Here is a 16,408-nt window from a genome sequence, read left to right on the forward strand (position 1 = left end):
GAGCCCGGGTTCGGGTGCTGGGGCAGAGCCCCGGCCCGGGACCAGAGGCAGAACCCCCAGCTCGGGGCCCGGGACGAAGCCCGGCTCAGGGCCCGGGGCGAAGCCCCGGTTCGGGGCCCGGGGCGAAGCCCCGGTTCGGGGCCCGGGGCGGAGCCCCGGTTCGGGTGCTGGGGCAGAGCCCCGGCCCGGGACCAGAGGCAGAACCCCCAGCTCGGGGCCCGGGACGAAGCCCGGCTCAGGGCCCGGGACGAAGCCCCAGCTCAGGGCCCGGGGCGAAGCCCCAGCTCAGGGCCCGGGGCGGAGCCCCAGTTCGGGGCCCGGGGCGAAGCCCCGGTTTCGGGTGCTGGGGCAGAGCCCCGGCCCGGGACCAGAGGCAGAACCCCCAGCTCGGGGCCCGGGACGAAGCCCGGCTCAGGGCCCGGGGCGAAACCCCAGCTCAGGGCCCGGGGCGAAGCCCCGGTTCGGGGCCCGGGGCGGAGTCCCGGGTTCGGGAAGGGGCGGGGAGGGGAGCAGCCCGCCGCCAGGCGGTACGCTCCGGTGGAGCGCCCCGCTCAGCCCACCTCAGACATCTGCGGCAGCGACTCACTGCTCGCCACCACCCGCGACCCACTCACCGGAGCCCGATCCGTCACCCCCGCGATCAGCGCGATCGCGAGACCGATCACCGCGAGCACCGCGCCGACCAGCGTCGGGGACGTCCAGCCCCAGCCCGCCGCGATGGCGACACCACCGAGCCACGCACCACCCGCGTTGGCCAGGTTGAACGCGGAGTGGTTGGAGGCGGAGGCCAGCGTCGGGGCGTGCTGGGCCTTGTTCATCACCAGCATCTGGAGCGGGGTGGTGGTCATGAAGCCGACCGCGCCCAGCACCACAACCGACAGCAGCGCCGCCCACTTCACATGCACCGTGAAGTCGAAGGCCACGAGCACGGCGGCCAGCGCCGCCAGCGAGCCGTAGAGGGTCGGCCGCAGCGCCCGGTCGGTCAGCGGACCGGCGACCAGGGCGCCCAGCGTCATGCCGATGCCGAACAGCGCCAGCACCAGGGTGACCGTCGACTCACCGAACCCGGTGACCTCGGTCATCATCGAGGCGAGGTAGCTGTAGACGGCGAAGACGCCGGCGAAGCCGAAGACGGCGGTGAGCAGCCCCAGCAGCACCTGGCGGTAGCGCAGCGCGCCGAGCTCCTGGCGCAGCCCACCCTGCTGCTCGTGGGAGATCTGCGGGACGAGCCGGGCGAGCGCGGCCATGGCGACCACGCCGATCGCGGCGACGACCAGGAAGGTCGCGCGCCAGCCGAGGTTCTGGCCGAGCAGGGTGGCCACGGGGACGCCGACGATGTTGGCGATGGTCAGCCCGAGGAACATGGTGGCGACCGCGCGCGCCCGCCGGTCCTCGGTCACCAGCCGCGCGGCGACCACCGCGCCGACGCCGAAGAACGCGCCGTGGGGCAGTCCGGCGAGCACCCGGCCCGCGATCAGCAGCCCGAAGCTGGGGGCGAGGGCGGAGGCGAGGTTGCCCACCGTGAAGAGCGCCATGAGCAACACGAGCATCCGCTTGCGCGGGATACGGGAACCGAGGGCGGTCAGCAGCGGAGCGCCCACCACGACTCCGATGGCGTAGGCGGAGACGAGGTATCCGGCCGTGGGCACCGAGGTGTCCAGATCATGCGCGACATTGGGCAGCAGGCCCATCATCACGAATTCGGTAGTACCAATGCCGAAGGCGCTCACAGCAAGGGCGAGCAGGGCCAGGGGCATGAGAGACCTTTCAAACGAAGGAGAAACGTGCAGGGATGCGTATGTTCTCTAGCTGAACAAAGTCTCTCACGCAGAATGTTCCCGAGGAGATCCCCAAGATGAACGGCACGTAAGATCTCGCCGGGTGCCCCGTGAGCTATGTCACCCGACGGCCCCGAGCCACCGGCTCAGTAGTCGACCGACGCCGCCAGCGGAAGGTGATCGCTGCCGGTCCTGGGCAGCGCCCAGGCAGAGACCGGATCCAGCCCCCGCACCATGATCTGGTCGATCCGCGCCATCGGGAACGAGGCGGGCCAGCTGAAGCCGAAGCCGTCGCCCGCCGCGCCCTGGGCGGACCGCATCTGCGCGGTGACGGGGGCGAGCGCGCGGTCGTTCATGGTGCCGTTCAGATCGCCCAGCAGGATCACCTTCTTCAGCGGCTCCTTGGCGATGGCCTGACCCAGCGCCTCGGCGCTGTCGTCGCGCTGCCCGGCGGTGAAGCCGGCGTTGAACTTCACGCGCACCGAGGGCAGATGGGCCACATAGACGCCGACCTCACCGCGCGGAGTGGCGACGGCGGTGCGCAGCGCCCGCGTCCAGCCCAGCTTGATGTTCACCGGCTTGGTGCCGGACAGCGGGTACTTGCTCCACAGCCCCACCGTGCCCTGCACGGTGTGGTAGCGGTAGGCGCCCGCCAGGGCCCGCTCGTACGTCGGCACGGCCGAACTCGTCAGCTCCTCCAGGGCCACCACATCGGCGCCCGAGGCGGCCACGTCCTTCGCGGTGCCGGTCGGATCGGCGTTCTCCGCGTTGACGTTGTGGGTGACGACGGTCAGGTCCCCGCCGCTGCCGGACTTGTCGGAGAACATCAGCCCGCCGAAGAGGTTCAGCCAGACGGCGACGGGCAGCACCAGCGCCAGCACGGCGCTCGCCGACCGCCGCACCAGGCCGAGCACCAGCAGCACCGGAAGGAACAGACCCAGCCACGGCAGGAAGGTCTCCAGCAGCGAGCCCAGGTTGCCCACCCGGTTGGGGATGTCGGCGTGGAAGATCATGACAAGGGCGAGCAGGACCGCGATCGCCGCCAGCACCAGTCCGCGCCGCCAGATGCCGCGATCGTTCCGCAGCCGGTCGAACAGGCGGCCGGTCCGGGAGCCCGATTGCCGGGGCGCGTCCCCGAGCTGTCCCGTCTCCTGCGTGTACGCCTGCGTCATTCGCTGTCCCTCACTGCCTCAACTGCCGCGCCTTGGACTACGACCCTAGGTGATGACCAGGGCTTTTCCCGACGCCCCCGGTGGGGGTGCTCCCCGTCCGAGGACGACGGGAGGACGGCCCCGAGTTCCACATCCCGGCCCGGGAGGGGGTGTTGTGACACAACGGGCACAAACCGCTCAGCGGAGCTCAGTGGCGTGGGGAGACCCCTTCGAGGACCGTGTCGACGATCCGTTCGGCCAGCCCCTCGGGCAGCTCCTTCCACTCGTGGAGCATGGCGCGGGCGAGCATCGGGCCGGTGAAGAGGTCGGCGAGCAGCTCCAGATCCACATCGGCCCGGATCTCACCGCTCTCCCGGCCCCGCCGCAGCACGGCGCGCAGGCTGGCGCGGCGGGCCGCTATGACGTTCTCGTCGTACGCCCGCCACAGCTCCTTGTGCGCGTGCATCTGGGTGATGACGCTGCGCAGCAGGGCGGAGTTGCGCTTGGCGAGTCCGCGGCGGCGCATGAACTCCAGGATGGCGACGAGGTCGTCGCGCACCGAGACCCCGGCCGGCTCGGGGCTGGGCTCCTCCAGGGAGCGCAGCACATCGAGCATCAGCGCGTCCTTACCGGGCCAGCGGCGGTAGACGGTGGCCTTGCCGACCCCCGCCTCGCGGGCGATCCCCTCGATCGAAAGACCGCCGACCGAGGCGCCCTCCTCCAGCAGCCGCAGCGCGGCCTCGATGATCGCGGCATCGGTGGCCGGGCTGCGGGGGCGGCCGCGGAGCCTGGGCGCGGGGCTCTCCGGTGCGGTCATCGGTCGGCCGACGCCTCCTCCCGCGACCGCGGCCGCCCGTCGTCGGGGGCCCGGCCGGAGCCTTCCTTGCCGGGCAGGAAGGCCAGGACGACCAGCGCGCCGAGGACGGCGACGCCCGCCGAGCCGAGGGCGGTGATGTGCATGGCGTGGACGAAGGCGTCCTGGGCCGGGCCCACCAGCGCCTGCCCCTTGGGCCCCAGCTTCTCGGCGACCCCCATGGTGGCCTCGACGGACTCGCCCGCCGAGCGCCGTACGGAGTCGGGCAGTCCGGGCACGGCGGCCAGGGTGTCCCCGATCCGGTCGCGGTAGGCGGTGGAGAGCACCGAGCCCAGCACCGCGACCCCGAGCGCGCCGCCGACCTGCCGGAAGGTGTTGTTGAGCGCCGAGCCGGAACCGGCCTTCTGGCGCGGCAGCGCCTGCATGATCCCGGTGGTCACCGGCGGCATGATGTGCGCCATTCCGGCACCCTGGGCGAAGAACAGCACCTCGAGCACGACGATCGGGGTGTCCACGTCCAGCAGCAGGAACCCCGACATCGCGGCGGCCACCAGCAGCATCCCGCAGGTGCACACCGCGCGGGCGCCGAACCGCTCGACGACCAGCCGGGCGCGCGGGGCGAAGATCAGCTGCGCCACGGCAAGCGGCAGGATCAGCAGCCCGGATTCGAGGGCGCTGTAGCCGCGCACGCTCTGGGTGTAGAAGACCATGAAGAAGGTCACGCCCATGAGGGCGAAGAAGACCAGGGCGACGGCGGCGATGGCGGCGGAGAAGGCGGGGTTGCGGAAGTAGCCGACGTCGATGGCCGGGTGGTCGCTGCGCTTCTCGTGCACCACGAACAGGGCCAGGACGGCGAGCCCGGCGGCGATCGAGCCCAGCACCTGGGCGTCGGTGAAGTCGGCGAGCTGGCCGCCCTTGATGATGCCGTAGACCAGCAGGACGAGCCCGATCACGGACAGCAGCACGCCCAGCGGGTCCACCCGGCCGGGCGCCGGGTCCCTGGAGTCGGGGACGAGCACCACCATCGCGATCAGTCCGGCGATCACGATCGGCACATTGACGAAGAAGACCGAGCCCCACCAGAAGTGTTCGAGCAGCAGTCCGCCGGTGATCGGTCCGATGGCGATGGCCAGCCCCACCGCGGCGACCCAGATGCCGATCGCCTTGGCCTGCTCCTCGCGTTCGAAGACATTGACCAGGATGGCGAGGGTCGCGGGCATCACGAAGGCGGCGCCGAGACCCATGAGCGCCCGGAAGCCGATGAGTTCACCGGGCGATCCGGAGAAGGCGGCGAGCACCGAGCCCATGCCGAACACCGCCATCCCGCCGAGCAGGACCTTCTTGCGGCCGATCCGGTCGCCGAGGATCCCCGCGGTGAACAGCAGCCCGGCGAAGACCAGCGTGTAGGAGTTGATCGCCCACTCGAGCTGGCTCTGGGTGGCGCCGAGCCCGGTGGGCTTCGGCGAGGCGATGGTCTTCATCGCCACGTTGAGTATCGAGTTGTCGAGGACGACGACCAGCACGCTGAACATCAGGACGACGAGGATCGCCCAGCGCCTGCGGTGGATCGCCTCGGGGACGCCGGACCCGGCCGGCGGGCCCTGGGTGCTGGGTGGGGTTGCCATGCCGCCCAGGCTAGGCGGCTTACGATACGAGACCGTCTCGTATTGGAAAATCTTTGCGAGGCTTTGGGCCGGCGGGCCGTGGGTGGGCGGGCGAAGGACCGGCGAGGCGCCGGGGAAAGGCGCGCGAAAGGTGGTCAAGGCCACCCGCCCGCGCGGTCCTGGCCCACTTTCGCCCCGGCAGGAGCCGTGCCAGCATGGGGTTGGTCCGGGGACGCCGTCAGGGCGCCTCGAGATGATGAACAGGAGCCGTAGCGATGACGCACGTCAGTCCTGCGCGAAAGCAGTCCGAGAAGGCGCTCTACGGGGGCACGGGCTCCCGCCGCATCACCGTCCGCGACATCGCGGCCGCCAAGGAGCGCGCCGAGAAGTGGCCGATGCTCACCGCCTACGACGCGATGACCGCGTCCGTCCTCGACCAGGCGGGCATCCCGGTGCTGCTGGTCGGCGACTCGATGGGCAACTGCCACCTGGGCTACGAGTCCACCGTGCCCGTCACCATGGACGAGATGACGCTGCTGTCCGCCGCCGTGGTCCGCGGCACCCGGCGCGCCCTCGTCGTCGGCGACCTCCCCTTCGGCTCGTACCAGGAGGGCCCGGTCCAGGCGCTGCGCAACGCCACCCGGCTGGTCAAGGAGGCGGGCGTGGGCGCGGTGAAGCTGGAGGGCGGGGAGCGCTCCGCGCACCAGATCGAGCTGCTGGTCCAGTCCGGCATCCCGGTCATGGCGCACATCGGCCTGACCCCGCAGTCCGTCAACGCCTACGGCGGCTACCCCGTCCAGGGGCGCGGCGAGGAGGCGGCCCAGCAGCTGCTGCGGGACGCCAAGGCGGTCCAGGACGCGGGCGCCTTCGCGGTCGTCCTGGAACTGGTCCCGGCCGAGCTGGCCGCCGAGGTGACCCGGTCGCTGCACATCGCGACCGTCGGCATCGGCGCCGGTCCCGACTGCGACGCGCAGGTGCTGGTGTGGACGGACATGGCGGGCATGACCGACGGCCGGGTGCCGCGCTTCGTCAAGCAGTACGCCCAGCTGCGCCAGGGCCTGGGCGACGCGGCGCGGGCCTTCGCGGAGGACGTCGTCGGCGGGGCCTACCCGGCCGAGGAGCACTCCTTCCACTGAGACCACGCCTGAGCTCGCCGAGCACCGCGCCGTCAGACGCCAGGAGCACTGCGGTACACGCCAGGAGCCACTGCGGTACAACGACAGCCCGCCGATCTTCCCCCGTCGGCGGGCTGTCTGCCGCTTGTCGGTGGTCTGTCGGTGACGGCTGACATCGTGGGCGGCATGACGCGACGGGAACACAGGATCAGGGACGGCAACGCCGTCGAAGTTCGGGGGCTGGTCAAGCACTTCGGTGACACCAAGGCCGTCGACGGAGTGGATCTGGACGTGCCGGAGGGCACCGTCCTGGGAGTGCTGGGACCCAACGGCGCCGGTAAGACGACCGTCGTCCGGTGTCTGTCCACCCTGCTGGTGCCGGACGCCGGCACCGCGATGGTGGCCGGGTACGACGTGATGCGCCAGCCCCGGCAGCTGCGCCGCACCATCGGGCTGACCGGGCAGTACGCCTCGGTCGACGAGAAGCTCCCCGGCTGGGAGAACCTCTACATGATCGGGCGGCTGCTGGATCTCTCCCGCAAGGAGGCGCGGACCCGGGCGGACGCCATGCTCGAGCGGTTCTCGCTCACCGAGGCGGGCAAGCGGCGGGTGCGCACCTACTCCGGCGGTATGCGCCGCCGGCTCGACCTCGCCGCGTCCATGATCGGCCGGCCGTCGGTGCTCTACCTGGACGAGCCCACGACCGGTCTGGACCCGCACTCGCGCAACGAGGTGTGGGACGAGGTCCGGCGGATGGTCGCCGACGGCGCCACCGTGCTGCTGACCACGCAGTACATGGAGGAGGCCGAGCAGCTCGCCGACAACCTGACGGTGATCGACCGGGGCAGGGTCATCGCCAACGGCCGGGTGCACGAGCTCAAGGCCAAGATCGGCGGCCGCACCCTCCAGATCCGCCCGTCCGACCCCGGTGAGCTGCACCGCATGGTCGGCGCCATCAGCCAGGCGGGGCTCGACGGCATCGGCGGCGCGATCGCCGATGTGGAGGAGGGCCAGGTCAATGTGCCCATCGCCAGCGATGAGCAGCTGACCGCCCTGATCGGTCTGCTCGGTGAGCGCGGTTTCGCGATCGCCGGGATCCACACCCAACTGCCCAGTCTGGACGAGGTCTTCCTGGCCATCACCGGCCGGAAGGCGTCCGCACCGCAGGACGACAAGAAGCTGGAAGAGGTCGCCGCGTGAGTACGGCCACGATGACCGCGCCCGTACGGGGGAAGAGCGACGGCCGGATCGGCCCGCGCGCCAATCTGCGCCACATCGGCGCGCTGGTGCGGCGCAACGTCATGCAGATCAGGTACGAACCGTTCGCGATGTTCGACGCCCTGGCGATGCCGATCGTCTTCGCGCTGCTGTTCACCTATGTCTTCGGCGGCGCGATGACCGGCGGCAACCGCTCCGAGTACGTCAACTACTTCATCCCCGGTCTGATGGCGATGGGCGGGCTCAACATCGCGATGTCGATCGGCATCGGCGTCAATGACGACTTCAGCAAGGGCGTCATGGACCGTTTCCGCACGATGCCGATCGCCCGCTCCTCGGTGCTGATCGCCAAGCTGATCGTGGAGGCCGGCCGAATGCTGGTGTCCACCCTCATCCTGCTGATCATGGGCTTCATCATGGGCTTCGAGCTCGAGACCGGGCCCGTGGAGCTGGTGGCCGCGGTGGCCCTGTCCGTGGTCTTCGGATCGTCGCTGACCTGGATCTTCATGCTGCTGGGGATGTCGCTGAGCACCCCGCAGGCGGTCAGCGGTATGGGCTTCCTGGTGATGATGCCGTTGCAGTTCGGCTCGTCCATCTTCGCCCCGACCGCCACCATGCCGGGGTGGCTGCGGTCCTTCACCGAGTACAACCCGCTGTCCCGGCTCGCGGACGCCGCACGGGCGCTGACCAGCGGCCATGGCGCGGTGGCCGAACCGGTGCTGGTGACCCTGGGCTGGGCGGTGGCCCTCACGGTGCTCATCGCGCCGCTCGCGGTGCGCAGGTTCCGCGACAAGACCACCTGACGGTCCGCGGATCCGGGCCACCGGCCGGGCGCGTCCCACCGGTGGGACGCGCCCGGCCGGTGGCCCGGTCGCCGCCGGGCACCGGGTGGCCGCCGGACCCCGGGTGTTTCGCCGCCGGACCCCGGGCGGGTTTTCGCCGCCGGGCGCCGGGTGTTTTCGCCGCCGGACCCCGGGCGGGCCCGCTCAGAGCAGTGCGGTGGCCTCCTCCAGCGTGAGGCCGGTGCCCTCGGCGTGGCCCCGCTCGTACGCGGCGTCCCCGAGCTCGGCCCGCGCCGCGGCCTCGGTGCGCTCCCGGCCCGTCCGCTCGACGGCGGACTTCCGGTGGTGCTGCGTCTCGCGCAGCGCGTCGTACGCCCCCACCAGCCGCGCCGCGGTCCCGGCCCGCTCGGCGCCGCCGAGGCCGGTCAGCGCCTCGGCCCCGGTGAGCAGCTGGGTCACCGGGAGATGCGGCGCGATGAGGTCCGTCATCCGGCCGGGCATCTTCGCCAGCGCACCGCGCACATTCTCCAGGGCGTCGTCCGGCCGTCCCTCCAGCAGGTCGAGCCAGGCCAGCATCCCCTCCACCATGCCCGCGAACAGCCGCAGCGCCCGGCCCTCGAACTCCCCGTGCAACGTGGTCAGAAGGGCCCGTGCCTCGGCGAGGCGGCCCGTGGACCCGTAGCGCAGCGCCAGATGGATCCGGGCGTACGAGAGCGCCTCGGCGCCCACGTGCTGCCGCTGCTCGACCACCTCGCGCAGGATCCGCTCGCCCTCCGCGGCCTCCTCCTCGTCGCCCAGCTCCACGAAGACCCCGGCCAGCCGGGAGCGGAGGAACAGCACCTGCTCATGGGCCCCGAGCTCCCTGGCGCAGCGGATCGCCGCGCGGTAGTCCGCGGCCGCGGCCGCGGCCTCGCCGCGCTGCTCCCGGGTCTCGCCGCGGCCGGCCAGCGCCTCCGCCATGCCCCATACGTCACCGAGCCGGCGGAAGATCTCCAGGGCCTCGTCGGCGTCGCGGATCGCGCCCTCGTGATCGTCGCTCCGCTCGTTGTAGACCCTGGCGCGCAGCTGGAGGTTGAACGCCAGCTCCCATGCGTAGCCCAGCTCCCGGCAGGTGCGCACCGCCTCGTCGGCCATCCCCCGCAGCAGGGCGAAGTCACCCTTGAGGATCACCGCGAAGAACCACAGCACACCCGGGAGAGCGCAGGTCTGGGGCAGCCCCGGCCGATAGGCGGAGACGATGCCCTCCAGCTCGCGCCGGGTGTCGTCGCCCACCATGGCCTGGAGGTCGCCCTCGATGTTGGACAGCGCGAACAGCCGCACTCCGCGCCGCGCCTCGTCCAGCAGCTCGGGCTCCATCGGCGGCGGGGCGGCGATACAGCTGACGTACAGCGGCGGCGCTGGGGTCACGGGCGGTGCGAAGGGGCTCGGCCCGAGCCCGGCCGCGGCGGTCGCCCAGTGGTGGGCCTCGACGCGGTGGCCGCGCAGATGCCAGAACCAGCCGAGCGAGAGCACCAGGCACAGCGCCTCCTGCTCGTCGCGGGCGGCCACGGCCCGGCGCAGCGCGGTGCGCAGATTCTCGTGCTCGGTCTCCAGCCGGAGGAGCCAGTGGCGCTGTGCCGGGCCGCGCAGCAGCGGATCGGCGGTACGGGCCAGCTCGCGGTAGGCGACCAGATGGCGGCGTTCGACCGCGGCCCGCTCACCGGACTCGTCCAGCCGCTCCGCCGCGTACTCGGCGACGGTCTCCAGCAGCCGGTAGCGCATCTCCCCGGCCGCCCCGGGCTCCGGTCCGGGCTCCGGTCCGGCATCCGTTCCGGGCGCGGTGACGACGAGCGATTTATCGACAAGGGAACCGAGCAGGGCGGCCACGTCGCGGGGGTCCACGGCTTCGGCATGCCCGTCGTTGTCCCCGCACACCGCCTCCGCCTCGGCCAGTCCGCAGCCGCCCGCGAAGACGGACAGCCGGGCGAGCACGGTGCGCTCGGGGGCGTCGAGCAGGTCCCAGGACCAGTCGACCACCGCGCGCAGGGTCTGCTGGCGGGGCAGCGCCGTACGGCTGCCGCTGGTCAGCAGGCGGAAGCGGTCGTCCAGCCGGTCGGCGAGCCGGCGCGGGGTGAGCAGCCGCAGCCGCGCGGCGGCCAGCTCGATCGCCAGTGGCAGCCCGTCGAGGCGGTGGCAGATCTCGGCGCACGCGGCCGGGTCGTCCTCGATACGGAACCCGGGCCGGGCCGCCGCGCCCCGGTCCTGGAGCAGCCGCAGCGCGACGGGGTCGGGCAGCGGCTCCACCGGGCGCACCAACTCGCCGGGAACGGCGAGGGGTTCACGGCTGGTGGCCAGGATGGTGACCCCGGGGCACTGGGCGAGCAGGGACTCGGCGAGGTGGGCCGCGGCCGCCACGAGGTGTTCGCAGTTGTCGAGGACGATCAGCATCCGGCGCGGAGCGCAGTGCTCGATGAGCCGGGCGCGCGGATCGTGCAGGGTCGGGTCGGTGGCGGCGCGCAGCCCCTCGGCCGCCGTGCCGAGGATGACCGTCTCACGCGCCCCGAGCGCGCTGAGGACCGTCTCCGGAACGGTCTCGGGGTCGTCCACGGGCGCGAGCTCGGCCAGCCACACCCCGTCCGGCCAGCCGGGCGCGACCGCCTCGGCGGCCTCCTGCGACAGCCGTGTCTTCCCGGCCCCGCCGGGCCCGAGGAGCGTGATCAGCCGGTGCTCGGCCAGATCGCCGCGCAGCGCCGCCAGATCGGCCTCGCGCCCGACGAAGCTGGTCAGCCGGGCCCGCAGATTGCCGCCACCGGTGCGGGCGGCGGCGGCCGCCGGTACGGGCTCCGGCGAACCGGCGCCCGGCGGCCCGGGCACCCCGTCGCCGGTCACCGCCAGCAGCCCGGCGTGGAGCGCCCGCAGCTCCGGCCCCGGATCGGCGCCCAGCCGGTCGGCGATCTCCGTACGGATCACCTCGTACGCGGCCAGCGCCTCCGCCACCCGCCCCACGTCCCGCAGGGCGCGGATGCGCAGCGCGTGCAGCGGCTCGTCCAGCGGGTGGGCGTCGCAGAGCCCGGTGAGCACGGGGAGGGCATGGTCGGCGCGGCCGAGGGCGAGGTCGGCGGCGAGCCGGGCGCGCCGCGCCTCCAGCCGTCGCGCCTCGGCGCGGGCGGCGGGCGCGGTGGTGTCGGGCAGATCGCTGAGCGCGGGCCCCCGCCACAGCGCCAGGGCGGCGTCGAGCAGATCGACGGCCTTGGCCGGATCGCCGTCGGCGAGGGCCCGGGCGCCCTCCTCCGCGAGCCGTTCGAAGCGGTGCAGATCGACGTCGTCGGGGTCGGCGGTCAGCCGGTAGCCGCCCGGAACGGACTCCACGGCGTCCTTGCCGAGCGCCCGCCGCAACCGCCCGACCAGCGCCTGAAGGGCGCCGTGCTCATCGGCGGGCGGATCGGTTTCCCAGATCTCCCCGATGAGCGCCCCGGTGGTGCGCGCCCGCCCGGGCGCCAGCGCGAGCGCCGCCAGCAGCGCACGCAGCCGCGCGCCACCGACCTCCACGGGGGTGCCGTCGTCATGGCGGGCCTGGGTGGTGCCGAGGATGCCGTAGCGCACGGGCCCATTCTGATGGATGCCCCGCCGGGCGGGGCATCGGCCTCGGACGCGGGGGGCGGGGACGCGTCGCGGGGACGCGTCGCGGGGACGCGTCGTGGGAACGGCGACGAGTCGCGGACGGGCGCGGGCGGGCATGGGCGGGCGCGTGGCGCTGCTCACATCCGGCCCGCTCGGCCCGGAACTCCGCGCACACTGTCCGTCGTTTCCCCCTCAGCGCTCACCAGCCCTTATGGAGACCCCACCCGATGACCACCGCAATCAGCCGCCGTGACCGGCGTATCAGCCCCGTCTTCCTCGGTCTGTTCGCGATCATGGTCGTATCCGCGTGGGCCGTGTGGACGGAGTACTCCGCGAGCCCCGGCTTCGCCGTGTTCCTGTTCGTCGTCTCGGGCTGGATCGTCTCCCTCTGTCTGCATGAGTACGCCCATGCGCGCACCGCGCTGCACGGCGGGGATCTGACGATCGGCGCGAAGGGCTATCTGACCCTCAACCCGCTGAAGTACACCCATGTGGCGCTGAGCATCGTGCTGCCCGTGATCTTCGTGATCATGGGCGGGATCGGGCTGCCGGGCGGGGCGGTCTTCATCGAGCGGCACCGGATCCGGGGGCGCTGGAAGCACAGCCTGATCTCGGCCGCGGGGCCGCTGACCAACGTGCTGTTCGCGGCCGCGCTGACCGCGCCGTTCTGGCTCGGCGCCACCGACCGGGTGCCGGAGCTCTTCCGCTTCGCGCTCGCCTTCCTGGCGCTGCTCCAGGTCACGGCGGCGATCCTGAACTTCCTGCCGGTGCCGGGTCTGGACGGGTACGGGGTGATCGAGCCGTGGCTGTCGTACCGCATCCGGCGCCAGGTCGAGCCGTACGCGCCGTTCGGGCTGCTCGCGGTCTTCGGGATCCTGTGGATACCCGAGGTCAACCAGGCGTTCTTCGACGCGGTCGACGCGGTGATGCGGGCGCTGGGCGTATCGGAGTGGGACACCTATTGGGGGCAGGAGTTCTTCCGCTTCTGGCAGGGCGAGCCCGATATCGCCTCATTCCGCTCCTAGGGGGCGCCTGCGGCGGGCTGTTCCCCTTCCCGAAACTGGGGCTGACGCCCCAGACCCCTGGACCCCAGGGGTCTGGGGGCGATGTGCGGCTCCGCCGCGTGCGGGGCCGAAGCCCCAGACCCTGGGGTCTGGGGCTTCAGCCCCAGTTTCGGGAAGGGGCGGGTAGGGGACAGATCCGCCGGACACCCGTAGCGGCTCCCCCGCAGCCTCAGCGCGCGGCCGCGGCCTCGGCGCGCCGCCGCAGCCTCAGCCCGCCGCGCCCGTGCTCTCGCGGTCGGCCGCGTGGTCGGCGCGGTCCGCGCGGGCCTTGCGGAGGTAGTACCAGGCCATGTTGGACGAGATACCGGCGATCAGGATCCAGACGACGCCGAGCCAGCTCCCCCGCGCGAAGGACACGACGGCCGCGGCGATCGCGAGCACGCAGACGGCCAGGGTGTAGAGGGCGAGGCGGGGCATGGGGTCGGCTCCTGTCGGGGGGTGTGTCACTCCCCGACATTGTCCCCCATGCGCCGCCGAAGAGGCCGGGCGCCCCGGGGGTGGACAGACCCGGGCACCCCGTAGGTGGACAAGCCCGAGCCCCCGGATTCCGGACAAGCCCGCGGGCCGCCCTCAGACGTCCGTGACGCGCAGGCCCGCGTGGGCCTTGTAGCGGCGGTTGACCGAGATCAGATTGGCCACCAGGGACTCCACCTGGTGGGCGTTGCGCAGCCGGCCCGCGAAGACCCCGCGCATGCCCGGGATGCGCGCCGCGAGCGCCTGGACCAGGTCGGTGTCGGCGCGCGACTCGCCCAGGACCATCACATCGGTGTCGATCTGCTCGACCTCGGGGTCCTGGAGCAGCACGGCCGAGAGGTGGTGGAAGGCCGCGGTGACACGGGAGTCCGGCAGCAGGGCGGCGGCCTGCTCGGCGGCGCTGCCCTCCTCCGGCCGCAGCGCGTACGCGCCCTTCTTGTCGAAGCCCAGCGGGTTGACGCAGTCGATGACCAGCTTGCCGCCGAGTTCCTCGCGCAGCCCCTCCAGCGTCTTGGCGTGGCCGTCCCACGGGACCGCGACGATGACGATGTCGCTGCGGCGCGAGCACTCCGCGTTGTCCGCCCCCTCGATGCCGAGCTCCGCGCCGCCCAGCTCCCGCGCCGCGGTCTGCGCGCGCTCGGCGGCGCGCGAGCCGATGATCACCTTCTGGCCCGCCCTGGCCAGCCGGTAGGCGAGACCGCGGCCCTGGTCGCCGGTGCCACCGAGGACACCGACGGTCAGGCCGGACACATCGGGGAGGTCCCAGGGGTCCTTGGCGGGGGCCTTCTTCGCGGGGGCGTCGGACGCGGAGTTCGGGGCATCAGGAGTAGTCATGACAGTGATCCTGTCACGCACCGCGGCCACCTTCATGGTGACGTCTCTTACGCTTTGACACTCCCCTCCGTCAGCCCTGTGCGCCAGTACCGCTGGAGTACGCCCATCAGCACCATCAGCGGCAGGACGGACAGGAACGCCCCGCCGACCGTGTACTGGTACAGCTCGGGCTGTCGGTCCGCGTATCCCTGCCAGGACGTCAGACCGAGCTGGATCGGATAGAGGTCGGAGTCGGAGAGCATGACCAGCGGCAGAAAGAAGTTGTTCCAGATGTGCACGAACTGGAACAGGAAGACGGTCACCAGCGCCGGGGTCATCAGCCGCAGCCCCAGCGTGGAGAAGATCCGGGCCTCGCCAGCGCCGTCGATCCGCGCCGCCTCCAGGAGGGAGTCCGGCACGGCGGCGGCCGCGTAGATCCGGCACAGATAGACCCCGAACGGGCTGACCACGCTGGGGATCAGCACGGCCCAGTAGGTGTTGGCCAGGCCGATCTCGCTGAAGAGCAGATACAGCGGGAGGGCGAGTGCCGTGCCCGGGATCAGCACTCCGGCCAGGATGACGTTGAAGATGCCCTCCCGGCCGGGGAAGCGGTACTTGGCCAGGGCGTACCCGGCCGCGGCCGACAGCAGGGTGGCGGCGAGGGCGCCGACGCCCGCGTACATCAGGCTGTTGGCGAACCAGCGGGCATAGATGCCGTCGTCGTAGGTGAGCACCCGGTGCAGAAAGTCCAGCGGGTGCGGGTCGTGGAACCAGAAGCCGAAGGTGCCGAAGAGGTCGCTGCTGGACTTGGTGGAGGAGACCACGAGCCAGTAGACGGGGGTCAGGAAGTAGATGGCGGCGACGGTGAGCAGTGAGACGGTGATGATCCGGTGCCGCAAGGGGGGTTCCAGACCCTCCCGGCGCTTCGCCGCGCGGCGGCCCGTACCGGGCCGGTCGCCGGGCGGGGCCGCGTCGGGCCCCCGTCCGCGCGCGGCCCCGTCCGTGGGCCCGCCGGGCTCGTCGGCGACCACGCCGCCGGTCAGGTCGTTCGCCTCGGTCATCCGCTCTCGCCGTCCTTCCCCCGCTGTCCCACGAGCCTCAGGAAGCCGAAGGACAGTACGCAGGCGACGAGGGCGAGCAGCACCGCCTCGGCCGCCGCGATGTGCTGGTTGTTGCTGGTGAACGCCTCGTTGTAGGCGGCCAGATTGGGGGTGTAACCGGAGTCGATGGAGTTGCTCAGCGGTTTGAGCACCTTCGGTTCGGCGAAGAGCTGGAGGGTGCCGATGAGGCTGAAGACGGTGGTGAGCACGAGCGCGGGCCGGATCAGCGGGAGCTTGATGTGCCGGGCCACCTGCCAGGCACTGGCCCCGTCGATCCGCGCCGCCTCGTACAGCTCGCCGGGGACGGCCTTGAGCTGGGCGATCAGCACCAGCATGTTGTAGCCGGTGAACTGCCAGGTGACGATGTTGGCGATGGACCACAGAACCGCCCCGCGGCCCAGGAAGTCCACGTTCCAGCCCATCGAATGGGCCATCTCCACCAGCGGGCTGATCCCGGGGACGTAGAGGAAGCCCCACAGGATCGAGGCGATCACACCGGGCACCCCGTACGGCAGGAAGAAGGCGGTCCGGAAGAAGCCGACCCAGCGCGCGGACGCCGCGTCCAGCAGCAGCGCCAGCCCGGTGGCGAAGGCGATCATCACCGGGATCTGGACGGCGCCGAAGAGCAGCACCCGCCCGAAGCCCGCCGTGAACCGGTCGTCCTCCAGCGCGTGGGCGTAGTTGGACAGCCCCGCCCACACCTGCTTGGTCTCCCCGCCGAGGCCGAGCGGCCCGGTGCGCTCGACCTTCAGCAGGCTCTCGTAGAGGGCGTACGCGATCGGGGCGATGAAGCACAGCAGGAAGAGCGCGAGGAAGGGCAGCAGGAACCCGGACGCCGCCCGGGCGCTGCGTGCCTCGGTCCTGGTGAGGCGGCGGGGGGCTCCTCTCATCCGCC

The 16,408-nt window shown here is 72.3% G+C and carries 13 protein-coding genes; 4 read left to right on the forward strand and 9 right to left on the reverse strand.

Features of this window, described 5'->3' with window-relative positions; translation table 11 throughout:
- Window positions 1-551 precede the first annotated feature (551 nt).
- From ABD329_RS30335 to ABD329_RS30350, 4 genes are all read right to left on the reverse strand, one after another.
- The gene (locus ABD329_RS30335; protein ID WP_198279077.1) at window positions 552-1,757 is read right to left on the reverse strand and encodes an MFS transporter; all 1,206 of its coding nucleotides are present in this window, start codon (window positions 1,755-1,757) and stop codon (window positions 552-554) included.
- A gap of 167 nt (window positions 1,758-1,924) precedes the next feature.
- A complete protein-coding gene (locus ABD329_RS30340) occupies window positions 1,925-2,950 on the reverse strand; it encodes an endonuclease/exonuclease/phosphatase family protein (protein WP_198279076.1) in 1,026 nt (341 codons plus the stop codon).
- A gap of 187 nt (window positions 2,951-3,137) precedes the next feature.
- Entirely contained in the window at window positions 3,138-3,746 is a 609-nt protein-coding gene (locus ABD329_RS30345) for a TetR/AcrR family transcriptional regulator (protein ID WP_198279075.1), read from the reverse strand.
- Window positions 3,743-5,368 carry a DHA2 family efflux MFS transporter permease subunit gene (locus tag ABD329_RS30350; protein ID WP_198279074.1) on the reverse strand — a complete coding sequence of 542 codons (1,626 nt, stop codon included), beginning with the start codon at window positions 5,366-5,368 and terminating at the stop codon, window positions 3,743-3,745. Before ABD329_RS30350 ends, ABD329_RS30345 begins: the two co-directional genes overlap by 4 nt.
- A 254-nt stretch (window positions 5,369-5,622) precedes the next feature.
- On the opposite strand from ABD329_RS30350, the gene panB reads away from it, so the two are divergent.
- From panB to ABD329_RS30365, 3 genes are all read left to right on the forward strand, one after another.
- Window positions 5,623-6,483, forward strand: a complete 861-nt coding sequence (gene panB / locus ABD329_RS30355; RefSeq protein ID WP_138910986.1) for a 3-methyl-2-oxobutanoate hydroxymethyltransferase — start codon at window positions 5,623-5,625, stop codon at window positions 6,481-6,483.
- A gap of 165 nt (window positions 6,484-6,648) precedes the next feature.
- Window positions 6,649-7,662, forward strand: coding sequence for an ATP-binding cassette domain-containing protein (locus ABD329_RS30360; protein ID WP_198279073.1), 1,014 nt, complete (start codon window positions 6,649-6,651; stop codon window positions 7,660-7,662).
- Window positions 7,659-8,483: an ABC transporter permease gene (locus ABD329_RS30365; RefSeq protein ID WP_198279072.1), complete on the forward strand. Its 825-nt coding sequence runs from the start codon at window positions 7,659-7,661 to the stop codon at window positions 8,481-8,483. The genes ABD329_RS30360 and ABD329_RS30365 overlap by 4 nt, the downstream gene beginning before the upstream one ends.
- A 183-nt stretch (window positions 8,484-8,666) precedes the next feature.
- Here ABD329_RS30365 and ABD329_RS30370 read toward each other — a convergent pair whose 3' ends face one another.
- On the reverse strand, window positions 8,667-12,044 hold the full coding sequence (locus tag ABD329_RS30370) for an ATP-binding protein (protein ID WP_344317191.1): 3,378 nt from the start codon (window positions 12,042-12,044) through the stop codon (window positions 8,667-8,669).
- Between the two features lie 245 nt (window positions 12,045-12,289).
- Here ABD329_RS30370 and ABD329_RS30375 point away from each other — a divergent pair, with 245 nt between their 5' ends.
- A complete protein-coding gene (locus ABD329_RS30375) occupies window positions 12,290-13,087 on the forward strand; it encodes a site-2 protease family protein (RefSeq protein WP_198282477.1) in 798 nt (265 codons plus the stop codon).
- A 246-nt stretch (window positions 13,088-13,333) separates the two neighbouring features.
- On the opposite strand, the gene ABD329_RS30380 is transcribed toward ABD329_RS30375, so the two are convergent.
- The 4 genes from ABD329_RS30380 to ABD329_RS30395 all read right to left on the reverse strand — a co-directional run bounded on the left by ABD329_RS30380 (window position 13,334) and on the right by ABD329_RS30395 (window position 16,403).
- Entirely contained in the window at window positions 13,334-13,543 is a 210-nt protein-coding gene (locus ABD329_RS30380) for a hypothetical protein (RefSeq protein ID WP_198278458.1), read from the reverse strand.
- A 153-nt stretch (window positions 13,544-13,696) separates the two neighbouring features.
- Window positions 13,697-14,434, reverse strand: a complete 738-nt coding sequence (npdG, locus tag ABD329_RS30385; protein WP_138910981.1) for an NADPH-dependent F420 reductase — start codon at window positions 14,432-14,434, stop codon at window positions 13,697-13,699.
- 47 nt (window positions 14,435-14,481) lie between these two features.
- Window positions 14,482-15,474 (reverse strand): carbohydrate ABC transporter permease, encoded by a 993-nt coding sequence (locus ABD329_RS30390; protein ID WP_246618632.1) that lies wholly within the window; start codon window positions 15,472-15,474, stop codon window positions 14,482-14,484.
- The gene (locus ABD329_RS30395) at window positions 15,471-16,403 is read right to left on the reverse strand and encodes a carbohydrate ABC transporter permease (RefSeq protein WP_198278459.1); all 933 of its coding nucleotides are present in this window, start codon (window positions 16,401-16,403) and stop codon (window positions 15,471-15,473) included. The genes ABD329_RS30390 and ABD329_RS30395 overlap by 4 nt, the downstream gene beginning before the upstream one ends.
- Window positions 16,404-16,408: the final 5 nt, after the last annotated feature.

This window comes from Streptomyces javensis (assembly GCF_039525925.1).
In the GTDB taxonomy this organism is placed as follows: Bacteria; Actinomycetota; Actinomycetes; order Streptomycetales; family Streptomycetaceae; genus Streptomyces; species Streptomyces asiaticus.

Coding starts and splice junctions, on each gene's coding strand:
- ABD329_RS30335 (WP_198279077.1), bottom strand. CDS start 1,757: ATGCCCCTGGCCCTGCTCGCCCTTGCTGTGAGCGCCTTCGGCATTGGT.
- ABD329_RS30340 (WP_198279076.1), bottom strand. CDS start 2,950: ATGACGCAGGCGTACACGCAGGAGACGGGACAGCTCGGGGACGCGCCC.
- ABD329_RS30345 (WP_198279075.1), bottom strand. CDS start 3,746: ATGACCGCACCGGAGAGCCCCGCGCCCAGGCTCCGCGGCCGCCCCCGC.
- ABD329_RS30350 (WP_198279074.1), bottom strand. CDS start 5,368: ATGGCAACCCCACCCAGCACCCAGGGCCCGCCGGCCGGGTCCGGCGTC.
- panB (WP_138910986.1), top strand. CDS start 5,623: ATGACGCACGTCAGTCCTGCGCGAAAGCAGTCCGAGAAGGCGCTCTAC.
- ABD329_RS30360 (WP_198279073.1), top strand. CDS start 6,649: ATGACGCGACGGGAACACAGGATCAGGGACGGCAACGCCGTCGAAGTT.
- ABD329_RS30375 (WP_198282477.1), top strand. CDS start 12,290: ATGACCACCGCAATCAGCCGCCGTGACCGGCGTATCAGCCCCGTCTTC.
- ABD329_RS30380 (WP_198278458.1), bottom strand. CDS start 13,543: ATGCCCCGCCTCGCCCTCTACACCCTGGCCGTCTGCGTGCTCGCGATC.
- npdG (WP_138910981.1), bottom strand. CDS start 14,434: ATGACTACTCCTGATGCCCCGAACTCCGCGTCCGACGCCCCCGCGAAG.
- ABD329_RS30390 (WP_246618632.1), bottom strand. CDS start 15,474: ATGACCGAGGCGAACGACCTGACCGGCGGCGTGGTCGCCGACGAGCCC.
- ABD329_RS30395 (WP_198278459.1), bottom strand. CDS start 16,403: ATGAGAGGAGCCCCCCGCCGCCTCACCAGGACCGAGGCACGCAGCGCC.